The organism is Pseudomonas sp. SC11, assembly GCF_047039205.1.
GTDB classification, from domain to species: domain Bacteria; phylum Pseudomonadota; class Gammaproteobacteria; order Pseudomonadales; family Pseudomonadaceae; genus Aquipseudomonas; species Aquipseudomonas boreofloridensis.
Genome location: NZ_CP178183.1, coordinates 3,299,480 through 3,311,774, shown reverse-complemented (window position 1 = coordinate 3,311,774; position 12,295 = coordinate 3,299,480). Strand labels below are relative to the sequence as shown.

Here is a 12,295-nt window from a genome sequence, read left to right as displayed (position 1 = left end):
GCGTGGAGCGGATCTGGGAAAACGTGTGGCAGGCCGTAGTGGCCGAATTCGCCGACATTACCGATGAAAGCGAGGTCACGCGGATCGTCGTGCGTCTGATGATGGCCGCAGTGCTTGGGGCCGTGTTGGGCTTCGAACGTGAGCATCGTGGGAAATCGGCGGGAGTGCGCACCCACATGCTGGTGTCCATGGGCGCGGCGTTGTTCGTATTGGCGCCGGGTATGGCCGGTGCCGACGATCAGGCGCTCAGTCGAGTGATCCAGGGCATCGTTGCAGGCATCGGTTTTCTCGGTGCAGGCACCATCCTCAAGGGCAATGGACGTGACACCAGTCATGTAAAGGGCCTGACCACTGCCGCGGGGCTGTGGATGACTGCCGCCATCGGCACGGCAGCGGGCATGGGGCGCGAAGCGACGGCCTTGGTGAGCACCGTGCTGGCATTGCTGGTACTGGCCAGCATGCCGCTGTTGGTGGGCAAGGTGGAAGACGAGAACGAGGAGAAGAAGGACGAGGAGGGTGGTCGGAAACACTGAGGGGAGCCGAAGCTCCCCTCTAGGTGTTGTTGCCTGCTCTTTTATTATTATTCAAAACCGGCCTGTTGTTGTTTTTGTCAGCCGGTTCCGGTGTAGCCGGGCCCCTATCTGGGGCCAAGAGCAAACGTATTTTTTTGAGCGCTGGCCTGCATTCGATCCTGACTGTCGCTACCTGAAGGTAGTTTTGTTGTTCTGTGTCGAACCGGGGGCGAACCCCACATTGCTGCCTACTCCAAAAAAATCTGCTTGCTGCGCCTCTGCCGTGTTGTTCTTGTTATGTCAGAGCCGGTGCATGTTGTTTTTATTGGGTGTGTCGCGATTTTTTATTTTTGTTGTGCCAGAGATATAGCAGGTGGCGTGCCAACTTTTTAATTTTCTTTAAAATCAGTAGCTTGCCGTTTTCAGGCAGTGCGGGAAGCGCGCACGAACCTCTCAAATTGTTTCCGTGTTACCCGCTTGTCGGCCGCCGACGCTGTGCGGGTAACACATTGCCCACTTGTCTGTTCCGCGCATCACCCTGCGGCGAAGTTAAGCAGACGTTCACCCTCTAGTCGGTAGCGAATCCATTCAGACTGGGCTTGTGCGTCCAGCGCCTCGTAGAAGCCGATGGCTGGCGTGTTCCAGTCCAGTACGCTCCACTCCAGGCGCGCACAGCCTTTGGCCAGCGCTTCGCGGGCGATGTGGCGCAGTAGTTGGCGACCGGCGCCGTCACCACGGTGCTCAGGGGTGATGTACAGGTCTTCGAGGTAGATACCGTTGCGGCCCAACCAGGTGGAGTAGCTATAGAAGAAGACGGCAAAGCCGATGGGCTGACCGTCACGTTCGCAGATCAGTCCGTGTACGGTGCTGCCGTCATCGAACAGGCTGCGTTCGATGTCGGTGACGCTGGCTACCACCTGGTCTCGGGCTCGCTCGTAGTCCGCAAGCTCAGTGATGAAATCGAGGATCTGTGCGGCGTCGCTGCGCTGGGCTGGACGAATGGTCAGGCTCATGGGGCATTCCTTGAAAGACAAGCGCCTAGCGTAGCGGGTAAGGCTGGCGTTGCCGAGTCGCTGAGATTGGTCGGGATTTGGGGGGGGCGGGGGGCATCAGTAGCGAATGAACAGTTATGTGTTATGGGCTAATTTTCAACAACTGTATGGGTTGGGGTCGATCAAGGATAGATAGTGTTGTGCGACTCGATAATCATCCTCTGACGGACTTGCACGCCATGCTTGGCTCCTACGAACTACTCAGCGCCTTCATTCTTTTCGCCTTCGTTTCATCCATCACCCCAGGGCCGAATAACACCTTGTTGCTTGCCTCGGGAGTGAACTTCGGTGTCCGTCGCTCGATTCCCCATGCCATGGGCATCAGCATTGGCTTCATGCTGATGGTGCTGGGTGTGGGTTTTGGCCTGGGTGAGCTCTTCAAAGCCTGGCCGCCGCTGTATAGCGTGCTGCGCTATGTCGGCGCGGCGTACCTGCTTTACCTTGCATGGAAAATCGCCACCTCCGGCCCGCTATCCGGCGAGGCTCAGAGCACGCGCAGCCCCATGAGTTTCTGGGGCGCGGCGGCGTTCCAGTGGGTCAATCCAAAAGCCTGGGTGATGGCTGTTGGGGCAATCACCACCTATACCCCGGCCCAAGGCTATGCCGTGAACGTTGTGGTGATTGCCGTGCTGTTCGCGTTGGTGAACCTGCCGAGCGTCGGCATCTGGGTCATGTTCGGCAGCGCGTTGCGCAACGTGCTGCGCAATCCTCGCTGGCTGGTGCTGTTCAATGTCCTGATGGCCGTGTTGCTGGTGATTTCGTTGTATCCGCTGCTGTTTGTAGAATCGTCGTTTTCGTAGTTCGACGAGTGCCGCCCCCGATGCAATTGATTCCTTGGTCCCACGACTGCTCCGACGGCTTCACCTTGCGAGGCTGGCACTCGGCGCCCAGCGGCAAGCCGCTGTTGCATTTTCTGCATGGCAACGGCTTCTGTTGCCTGGCTTACGAGCCGTTGCTGATGCGCCTCGGCGAGCACTTCGACCTGTGGCTGTGCGATGTCCAGGGGCATGGCGATAGCGATCATGGCGGGGCGTTTCGCGGTTGGAACCGCTCAGCGGAGTTGGTGGTAGAAGCCTTCGAGGCGGGGCGGTCGATGTTCGGCGAGGTACCGCGGTATGCCGCCGGGCACAGTTTCGGTGGCGTGCTGACCGCATTGATTCTGGCCCGGCAGCCACAGTTGTTCGCGCGTGCCGTGCTACTCGACCCGGTGTTGTTCAGCACACGCATGATCGCGGTCATGCGCATCCTGGCGCTGTTGGGCCTGAATCGCCGACATGGCCTGGCCCGCAAAGCCGCCACCCGGCGCAGTCACTGGCCGGACCGTGAGGCGGCGCTGGCGTCGCTGCACGGACGGGGCATCTTCAAAGGGTGGAGCGAAGCGTCGCTGCAGGCTTATGTGGGCCACGCGTTGGGCGATTGTTCCAATGCCGTGGTGCTCAAGTGTCGGCCCAGCCGCGAGGTGGAGGTATTCAGTTCCTGGCCGTCGCGCCTGTGGCCGAGCCTGGAGCAGATCGTCACGCCAACGCGGATCCTGCACGGCGAACAGAGCTATCCGTTCGTTGCCGAGTCGGCTCGACGCCTGGCGGCGCGCAATCGCCATGTGAGTGAGCAGTCGGTCGCGGGCGGGCACTGCTTCATGCAACAGGATCCGGTGAGCGCCGCGCAGCAGGTCGAGGCCTTTCTGCGCAGTTGACTCATCGATGCACGGCGGTCAAGCCAACTCCAGCCAAATCGGTGCATGGTCGGACGGTTTTTCCATGCCCCGCAGTTCGTAGTCCACGCCGGCGTCCTTGAGTCGCGGTAGCAACGCCTGCGAGGTCATGATCAGGTCGATGCGCAGGCCACGCTTGGGCTCGTCCTCGAAACCGCGGCTGCGGTAATCGAACCAACTGAAGCGGTCCGCCACCTCTGGGTGCAGGTGGCGGAAGCTGTCGACCAGACCCCAGCCCTTGAGGCGTTCCATCCATTCACGCTCTTCCGGCAGGAAGCTGCACTTGCCGGTCTTGAGCCAACGCTTGGCGTTGTCCGCGCCGATGCCGATGTCGCAGTCCTGGGGGGAGATGTTCACGTCGCCCATCACCACCAAGGGCTGGTCGTTGTGGAACTGACCCTCCAGCAAGGCTTGCAGATCGCTGTAGAAGCGTTGCTTGGCTGGGAACTTGGTGGGGTGGTCGCGGCTTTCCCCCTGAGGAAAGTAGCCGTTCATGATGGTGATGGCGGCGCCATTGTCATCGGCGAAGGTGCCCCAGATGAAACGACGCTGGGCATCGTCTTCATCGGTGCTGAAACCCTTGACCAACGACAGCGGTTCGCGCCGCGAGAGCAGGGCGACGCCATAGTGGCCTTTCTGCCCATGAAAGTGCACGTGATAGCCCAGGGCCTGGACCTCGGCCAGCGGGAACTGCTCGTCGCTGACCTTGGTTTCCTGCAGGCCGATGACATCCGGCTGATGCTTCTCGATCAGCGCGGCCAACTGGTGCGGGCGGGCGCGCAGGCCGTTGATGTTGAACGAGACGATCTTCATGGCTAAGGCGGTCCTGGTAAAAGCCAGGGATGCTAGCTGACATCCGCAGTCATCACCAGCCTGAGCTTCTGGGCGGCTCTCCAGTACCGCAACGACGGTGGAACGATGCGCCATGGCGTGCCTCAAAAGCTCTGACCCGCACCTTCCAGAAGGATCTTCGCCATGTCCGCCGCCCCAGCCCGCCTCTGCCTGCTCGACGATGGTTATCGCCGCGAAGTGCGCAGGCTGCTCTATGACGCTTATCCCTCGGAGCCGACCTTCGCCTGGCTGTTCGACGCCCAACGCGGCGGTTACCAGCGGCGATTGCGCGCAATGATACGCGCCTGGGTGCGCCAGCACTTCTATATGCAACTGCCGGCGCTGGGCTTGCTGGTCGACGACCGCTTGATCGCCGTGGCATTGATCGCGCCGCCCCAGCGCCGTCTGGGTGTGGCCGACAGTTGGATGTGGCGCCTGCGTATGTTGATCGGCGCAGGTCGGCGCAGCACCCGTCGCTACCTGGCGTATCAGGCAGCGCTGGCCGCCTGCCTGCCCACCCAGCAAGTGCATGTGCTGTCGTTGCTGGGCGTGCATCCACAGGTTCAGGGCCAGCACTACGCCGAACAACTCTTGCAGGCGGTGCATGACTGGTGCGCGAAGGACCTGGAGACGCAAGGCGTCGTGCTCAGCACCGGCAACCCGCATTACTACGGGTTCTGCGAGCGCATGGGGTATCAGGAGGTTGGAGAGCTTGCACTCGGCAGTGTCAACGAACGGGTGTTCTTCAATCCGAATCCGTCGTCAGTCAAAACGATAGCGTCTTGATCGCGACAGGCGCGGCTTACGCTGCCGCTTCGCTCTGGTAGCATGCCCGCCATGACGTATTCAGGACGATTTGGCTGGGGCGTGCTGTTGCTCGCCGCCAGCTGTACAGCATGGGGCCAGAGTGAATTGGTGGTGCGGGTGAAACCGGCCAACAAGGCGCTGCAGGCGAACATTGAAGGCTATATCGGCAGCCTCGGCGATCGTGACGAGGACGCCTTGCTGCGCTTCAGTCGCGGAGCCGAGGAACAGGCGCGCAAGGCGGCCCAGGCGCTGGGCTACTACCAGGCGCAGATCGACGCCCAGGTCCAGCCCCCGAGCAAGCCTGATCAGCCTTTGCAATTGATCATCCGGGTCGAGCCCGGCGAGCCGGTGCGCCTGCGCAACGTGCAAGTGCGTATCGAAGGTCCGGCCAGCGAGCTGAAGGCGTTCCGAGTCCCGGACAGCCGGGCCTTGCGTCAAGGCGAGCAACTGAATCACGGTGCCTACGAGGACGCCAAGCGCCTGATCCAGAACCAGGCCTCGCGCTATGGCTTCTTCGACGGTCGGTTTGCCCGCCAACGCCTGGCCGTGGATCCCCGCGCCGGCGTCGCCGATATTGAACTGGTGTATCAGAGCGGTCCGCGCTATCGCCTGGGCAAGGTCACATTCGGCGGCGACGCGCCACTGGACGACGATCTGCTACAGCGCATGGTGGGCTTCAAGCCCGGCACGCCCTATGACTCGGAGCTGGTCGCCGAGCTGAACAACGACCTGCAGTCCAGCGGCTACTTCGAGGGCGTGCGGGTGGATGCTGCGCCCACGGCAGCCGTTGACGACGTGGTGCCAGTGGCGGTGCAACTCGATACCCGCAAACCGCGCACCTTGGGTCTGGGACTGGGTTTTTCCACCGACGTCGGGCCGCGCGGCAAAGCCAACTGGACGCGGCACTGGGTCAACCCTCAGGGCCACAGCTATGGCTGGGAAACCGAGATTTCCGGCCCCCGACAGAACGTCGGCCTCTGGTATGACGTACCCCTGGACCCACCGTTGACCGACAAACTGCGCTTTGCCGGTGGCTACCAGAACGAAGAACTCTCTGGCACCGACACGTTGAGCAAGCTGTTGACGGTCGGCCCGGAGTGGCACAGCAAGCTGCCCAGCGGCTGGCAGCGGGTGATTTCACTCAAGTATCAGCGCGAGGAATACCGACTGGGTGACGACTCCGGCCTGAGCAACCTGCTGATGCCTGGCATTAGCTACTCGTACCTGCGCAGCGACAACCGCATCGACCCGCACAATGGTTACCGCCTGCAGTTCGACGTCCAGGTGGCCAAGGAAGGGCTGGTGTCCGACACCAACCTGGTGCATGGCAACGTCCTGCTCAAGGGCCTGACCACCTTGGGGCAAAACCATCGCGTGCTCGGGCGTGTGCAGTTCGGCGGCAGCGCCACCAACGGCTATGAGAAGAAAATGCCGCCGTCGCTGCGTTTCTTTGCCGGTGGTGACCAGAGCGTGCGCGGCTATGACTACCAGACACTGTCGCCGAAGAACAGCCAGGGCGACCGCATCGGTGGCCGTTACCTGGTTGCCGGCAGTGTCGAATACCAGTACTCGATCACGGAGAAATGGCGCGTGGCAACCTTCGTCGACCAAGGCAACGCCTTCAATTCGCTGGAGCTGCCCAGCCTCAAGACAGGGGTCGGCATCGGCGTGCGCTGGGTGTCGCCAGTCGGTCCGCTGCGCCTGGACCTGGCGCGTGCGCTCGATGATGACGGCGGTTTCCGTGTGCACTTTTCCATGGGGCCTGAACTGTGAGGCGGGTGATCACGCCGCTGCTGTTGGGACTGCTCGGCCTGCTGCTGTTGATGGTGCTCGCGCTGACCTTGGTGCTCGGCACCCAGGCGGGCAGTCGCTGGGTGCTAGGTTGGGTGCCGGGCCTGCAGGTCGACGACTTCCAAGGCACGCTGGGCGGGCAATGGCAGGCCAGTCGCCTGGTCTGGACACAGGACGCAAGCCGCGTCGAACTGCAGGCGCCGCAACTGCACTGGTCGCCTGCCTGTTTGTTGCGCGCCACCTTGTGTGTCCAGCGCCTGCAGGCCGAGCGTATCGACATGGCCTTTGCCCCCAGCGCCGAGCAGACCGACAGTGGCCCTCTGAAACTGCCTGACCTGCGCTTGCCGATCGCCATCGAGTTGGGTGAGGTAAAGGTGGGCCAACTGCGCCTCGATGGCGGCGACTTGCTCGGCGATCTGCAACTGGCGGCGCACTGGACCGGACAGGGCATGCGCATCGACCACTTGCAGTTGCAGCGCGACGATCTGCACCTGAGCCTGCAAGGTACCGTGTTGCCCGAGGGCGATTGGCCGCTCGATGCCGATGCCACGCTGCAACTGCCTGCGGTTGACGGTCAGGCGTGGCAGTTGATGCTCAACGCCAAAGGCGATCTGCTCAAGACGCTGGCGCTCGACGGCACCAGCAGCGGTTACCTGCAAGCCAAAATCGACGGTGAGCTGCAAGCGCTGGCCGAGCATGTGCCCGCAAGGCTGCGCATTCGTGCCGATGGGTTCCGGCCGTCTGCCGCGTTGCCCGCACCGCTGCAACTGAACCAACTTCAACTGTTGGCAACCGGGGATCTGCTCGAGGGTTATCGGCTCGAGGGCACGGCGAGCCTGCCGGCCGAGCAAGGGCCGATCGCGCTGGCGTTGAACGGCAAGGTCGATGCCAAAGGAGCGCGCCTTGATGCCCTGGACCTGACCGCCAGTGACACGCAGCGCCTCCGGCTTCAGGCCACGGCTGACTGGGAGCAGGGCGTGCAGGCCGATGCCACTGTCGACTGGCTCGATTTCCCCTGGTTGCGCCTGTACCCGCTGCCAGAGGCGCCTGAAGTGACGCTCAAGCGCTTCAAGGCGCAGGTGGCGTATCGCGACGGCCGCTACGAGGGCGAGTTCACCGGCAATCTGGAAGGCCCGGCGGGGGCGTTCAGTGTGGCCAGCCCGTTCGCGGGAGATCTGGGCCAGGTGCGTTTGCCCAAGCTCGAATTGGTGGCTGGTCAAGGGCGGGCGGCGGGCAGCGTCGGCATCCAGTTCGCCGATACCCTGGCGTGGGATGTCGATCTGAACGTATCGGCACTCGACCCGGCCTATTGGGTCGCTGAACTGCCAGGTACGCTGGCAGGGCCGCTGCGCAGCAAGGGTGAGTTGAAGAACGAGCGGTTGCAGCTCGATGCCGAGCTCGATCTGAAGGGGCGCCTGCGTGGTCAACCTGCGCAGCTCAAGGCAGACGCCAAGGGGGCAGGGGATGCCTGGACTCTGGGCACGCTGGCGATCCAGTTGGGCGACAACCGTATTACCGGCAGCGGCAGCCTGCAGCAGCGCCTGGCCGGGCGCATCGACCTCGACCTGCCCCGTTTGGGGCAGCTCTGGCCGCGCCTGCAAGGGCAGGCCAAAGGTCGCCTCGATCTGGCCGGAACCCTGGCTGCGCCGCAGGGCAGTTTGACGCTGCAGGGTCAGCAATTGGCCCAGGCCGACAATCGCATTCAACGGCTGGACCTGGACGCGCGCCTGGACAATGCCCAGCGAGGCGTGGTCACGCTCAAGGTCGGCGCTATCCGCCTGGGCGAGACCGCCTTGGGTAATCTGGACCTCAGCGGCAAGGGCGACATTCGTCAGCAGGCGCTGAGCCTTGCGCTCGACGGCCCGCAACTCAAGCTGAACCTTGCGCTCGACGGCACACTGGCCAAGGGCGACTGGCGCGGTAGGCTGGCCACCGGCCGGGTCCAGGCCGGTGGCCAGGACTGGCAACTACAGGCCCCGGCGCGCGTGCAGCGCCTGGCCAATGGTCAGATCGACTTCGCCAGCCATTGCTGGCGCTCCGGCCAGGCCAGCCTGTGCGGCGACGACCAGCGCCTGGCGCCGGAGCCGCGACTGCGTTATCACCTCAAACAGTTCCCCATCGACAGCCTGGCCCAGTGGTTACCCAAGGACTTCGCCTGGCAAGGCATGCTCAACGCCGACATCAACCTGGATATCCCGGCCAGCGGGCCGAAGGGTACGGTGCGCGTGGATGCCAGTGGCGGCACGCTGCGCGTGCGCGACAGTGGTCGCTGGGTCGATTTCCCTTATCAGACGCTGCGCTTGGACAGCACCCTGGCGCCGCGTCAGGTAGACACCACCTTGGTGTTTCGCGGCGAGCGGCTGGGTCAGTTGAACCTGTCCACGCGCATCGATCCGCTGGGGCGCGACAAACCGTTGTCTGGCGATTTCCGTCTCTCCGGCGTCGACCTGTCGATCGCCCGTCCGTTCCTGCCGATGGTCGAGCGCCTGGCTGGCCAGCTCAATGGCGAGGGTCGGCTGTCCGGCACGTTGCTGACGCCGCAGGTCAACGGCACTGTCCAGCTCAGCGGCGGACACGTCAGTGGCGCCGAATTGCCGGTCAGCCTGGAAGCCTTGTCGCTGCGGGCGCTGATCGCCGGTGAGCAGGTGCAGATCAACGGCGACTGGCGCAGCGGCGAGGCCGGTCGCGGGCAATTGACCGGCGACATGACCTGGGGTCAGGCTTTGGCCGTCGATCTGCGGCTCCAGGGCCAGCAACTGCCGGTCAGCGTCGAGCCATACGCGGCGCTCGAAGTCGCGCCCGACCTGCGTATTCGCCTGGCTGGCGAGAAGTTGGCGGTGACCGGCAAGGTGCAGGTGCCCAAAGGCAAGATCACCGTGCGCGAGCTGCCGCCTTCCACGGTCAAGGTGTCGGATGACACGGTGATCGTCGGTCAGCAGACCGAGCAGGGCGAGGCACCCATGGCGGTGGCCATGGATATCGACGTCGAGGTCGGTCGCGACAAGCTGTCGTTCAGCGGTTTCGGCCTGACCGCCAATCTGCTGGGCCATGTACACATCGGCGACAACCTCGACACCCGCGGCGAGCTGAGCCTGGCCGACGGTCGCTACCGTGCCTATGGCCAGCGCCTGACCATCCGCCGCGCCCGGCTGCTATTCGCCGGGCCCATCGACCAGCCCTACCTGGACATCGAAGCGATCCGTCAGGTGAACGAGGTCACTGCCGGTATCCGCCTCAGCGGCAGCGCCGAGCAACCCACCACCACGGTGTTCTCGGAACCGGCCATGAGCCAGGAGCAGGCGTTGTCCTACCTGGTACTCGGGCGTCCGTTGGGCAATTCCGGGCAAGACAACAACATGCTCGCGGAGGCGGCGTTGGGCCTGGGGCTCGCCGGCAGTGCCGGCCTCACCGGTGGCCTGGCCTCGCGGCTGGGCATCGATGACTTCCAGCTTGATACCCAAGGCTCGGGCAATAGCACCAGCGTAGTCGCCAGCGGCAACCTGACCGAGCGCCTGAGCCTGCGCTATGGGGTCGGCGTGTTCGAGCCGGCCAGCACCATCGCCCTGCGCTACAAGCTCAGCAAGAAAGTGTACGTGGAAGCCGCCAGTGGACTGGCCAGCTCGCTGGACATCTTCTACAAGCGAGATTTCTAAGATCGTGCGCCCCAGGCCGGGGCGCCGCGACGTCAGCCTTCAACGTACGGTGGCCGCCTCGATGAATTCGTTGCTGTCCGCCTCAGGGCTGGTCGGTGGACGCGGTTTACGCACCGGCTGAATGAGATTGGTGTATTCCTCGATCAGTCGATTGATCGCCTCGGGCGGCTCACAGGCGTGAAACTGCATGCGAATTTGCACTTCGTCGGGGTCGCGCCCTTCGCCGCGACGCGCCTGGGCGCCGACAGTGACCTTGAAGTGCGAGCAGGAGGTGGGGTCGTTGGCCTGACGCAGTGCCTCCTGACGGGCCTGGGCGTCCTTGACGTGCACCGAGAGATCAACCTGCATGCGCTCCAATGCCAGGCCTTTGGGTGACACCAGCGCGATCAGCGGAATGCGCAGCAGGTGGGCCTCGTCCATGGCCACTTCGACCATCTTGGCGCGCATCGGCAGGCCGGGTTGTTCCGGATCGAAATCGAAGAACTGATCGAACAGCCTCAGGTACTGCTGAGCGATCAGTGTGTTGGTTGCGGCGGCCGCTTCTTGAAGGCCGCGAGTGACATCGCGCAGATCGCTCGAGGTCATAGGTGATGGCTGGTGGCCGTCTGGACTGTCCACTCATCGGACTCCTGTCAAAGCGCCGCAGGTAAGCGTACCTGCGGCGGTCGTGATTACCCGCAGCGATCAAGGGGCATCGGTTTGCGGCGCGCCCTGGTCAGCCTGGGGTTTTTGCCCAGGCACTGGCGTGACAGGGGCATTGGGCAGTTGGTCCGGGTTATCCACTTTTGCGCCGGGCAACACTGAAGGCTTGGTCGCCGCATCGGTCAGGTAGTCGATCACGCGCATCATCGCCTCGGGTGGCGCCTGGCGGCGGACACTGGTGCTGAACGCGTAGCGGGCGCGCGTGTCGGTCTTGCGAGTCTGCTCCGACTTGTGGGTCACGCTGCCTTTGACATCAAGCTTGAACGGCCCCCAGCCCAGCGAGGCCTCCAGGCTGCCTTGAATATCCTTGCTGGAGCGGTCTTCGGCCATCTGGTTCACGGTCATCTCGAATTCGATGCGACCTTCTTCGATCGCAATGTTCGGATGGGTGATGGCCGCAAGCAACGGCACGCTCAAGCTCTTCTTGACGGTGCCTTGGTAGCCGCCATCCTGGCCGACCAAGGTTTCGTCGTAGTCGAACTGGATGGCCACGGCTTTGCCGTCCTTGATGCACACATTCAGCAGGAAGTCGGCGTATGACTTGCTTGCTGTGACCTGGGCTTGAATCATCGCCTGCAACGGGCCGGCGATCATGCGGTCCATCGGCAAGGCGTTGATGACCGAGCCTATCAGATTGCTATCGATTGACATGGGTGGGCGACCTCATGGGTTCAGGTGAAAACAGGGCTCAGTGGGCATGGTTGTCCTGGCGCCGGATATTGCCGATCTGACGCAGGCTCAGGCCGTACTTGTCCGCCAGCAGGCTGCGCGACAGGCCGTTGGCGCTCTCTTTCTGGATCTGCAGATTGCGCAGCTGACGCTGGAAGTGATCGGCTTTGGGGATCTCCAGCGCGATACCGGCATAGCGTTTGATCAGCGCGTCGAGCGCATCGGCCGGCAGCACGTCGGCCAGTCGTGTGCGATCCCGGTGTTTGGGAATGTACTTGGGGCGTCCGCCGTAGGCACAGGTCAACCGATAGGCGTTTTCAAGACCGATGCACTCGATCAGTGCTTGCAGCGAGTGGGGCAGTTGGGCGACGTCGACGGCGGTCAGGTCTGGCATTTCCATGTGCATTTTCCTTGGGTCCATTGGGCCCGAGCAGTGGTGTCGTGAGGATTTTCAGTCACCCTCGTCAACCATTCCTAGGCGCCAAGCGGCCGGCAGGTTGTAGTTTCAATTGATCGGTACTTGCAGGCATCCAGGTCCACATGTGTAGGACGTTGCGTGCCCTGGGC

11 protein-coding genes are annotated in these 12,295 nt (G+C 63.1%); 6 read left to right on the top strand and 5 right to left on the bottom strand.

Annotation, left to right across the window (positions count from 1 at the left end; translation table 11 throughout):
- The first annotated feature begins 11 nt into the window (after positions 1-11).
- A complete protein-coding gene (locus ACK2SD_RS14645) occupies positions 12-533 on the top strand; it encodes an MgtC/SapB family protein (protein WP_037027819.1) in 522 nt (173 codons plus the stop codon).
- A 512-nt stretch (positions 534-1,045) separates the two neighbouring features.
- Here ACK2SD_RS14645 and ACK2SD_RS14640 read toward each other — a convergent pair.
- Complete coding sequence (locus tag ACK2SD_RS14640) at positions 1,046-1,525, bottom strand: N-acetyltransferase family protein (RefSeq protein ID WP_412460141.1); 480 nt, start codon at positions 1,523-1,525, stop codon at positions 1,046-1,048.
- 218 nt (positions 1,526-1,743) lie between these two features.
- Here ACK2SD_RS14640 and ACK2SD_RS14635 point away from each other — a divergent pair, with 218 nt between their 5' ends.
- Together ACK2SD_RS14635 and ACK2SD_RS14630 are read left to right on the top strand one after the other, a co-directional pair.
- Positions 1,744-2,364: a LysE family translocator gene (locus ACK2SD_RS14635; protein ID WP_304484393.1), complete on the top strand. Its 621-nt coding sequence runs from the start codon at positions 1,744-1,746 to the stop codon at positions 2,362-2,364.
- A 20-nt stretch (positions 2,365-2,384) separates the two neighbouring features.
- Positions 2,385-3,257, top strand: a complete 873-nt coding sequence (locus tag ACK2SD_RS14630; RefSeq protein WP_295488182.1) for an alpha/beta fold hydrolase — start codon at positions 2,385-2,387, stop codon at positions 3,255-3,257.
- An 18-nt stretch (positions 3,258-3,275) separates the two neighbouring features.
- On the opposite strand, the gene xthA is transcribed toward ACK2SD_RS14630, so the two are convergent.
- Entirely contained in the window at positions 3,276-4,088 is an 813-nt protein-coding gene (gene xthA / locus ACK2SD_RS14625; RefSeq protein ID WP_304484354.1) for an exodeoxyribonuclease III, read from the bottom strand.
- A 162-nt stretch (positions 4,089-4,250) separates the two neighbouring features.
- Between xthA and ACK2SD_RS14620 the strand changes: the two genes are divergently transcribed.
- The 3 genes from ACK2SD_RS14620 to ACK2SD_RS14610 are packed head-to-tail and all read left to right on the top strand — an operon-like array spanning position 4,251 to position 10,357.
- Positions 4,251-4,892, top strand: coding sequence for a GNAT family N-acetyltransferase (locus ACK2SD_RS14620; RefSeq protein ID WP_039577189.1), 642 nt, complete (start codon positions 4,251-4,253; stop codon positions 4,890-4,892).
- 51 nt (positions 4,893-4,943) lie between these two features.
- Complete coding sequence (locus ACK2SD_RS14615) at positions 4,944-6,686, top strand: autotransporter assembly complex protein TamA (protein WP_412460140.1); 1,743 nt, start codon at positions 4,944-4,946, stop codon at positions 6,684-6,686.
- Positions 6,683-10,357, top strand: coding sequence for a translocation/assembly module TamB domain-containing protein (locus ACK2SD_RS14610; RefSeq protein ID WP_412460139.1), 3,675 nt, complete (start codon positions 6,683-6,685; stop codon positions 10,355-10,357). The genes ACK2SD_RS14615 and ACK2SD_RS14610 overlap by 4 nt, the downstream gene beginning before the upstream one ends.
- 39 nt (positions 10,358-10,396) lie before the next feature.
- Here ACK2SD_RS14610 and ACK2SD_RS14605 read toward each other — a convergent pair whose 3' ends face one another.
- From ACK2SD_RS14605 to ACK2SD_RS14595, 3 genes are all read right to left on the bottom strand, one after another.
- Positions 10,397-10,942 (bottom strand): DUF2589 domain-containing protein, encoded by a 546-nt coding sequence (locus ACK2SD_RS14605; protein WP_412462321.1) that lies wholly within the window; start codon positions 10,940-10,942, stop codon positions 10,397-10,399.
- Between the two features lie 99 nt (positions 10,943-11,041).
- A complete protein-coding gene (locus ACK2SD_RS14600) occupies positions 11,042-11,710 on the bottom strand; it encodes a DUF2589 domain-containing protein (protein WP_412460138.1) in 669 nt (222 codons plus the stop codon).
- A gap of 37 nt (positions 11,711-11,747) precedes the next feature.
- Complete coding sequence (locus ACK2SD_RS14595; RefSeq protein WP_412460137.1) at positions 11,748-12,128, bottom strand: Mor transcription activator family protein; 381 nt, start codon at positions 12,126-12,128, stop codon at positions 11,748-11,750.
- Positions 12,129-12,295 lie beyond the last annotated feature (167 nt).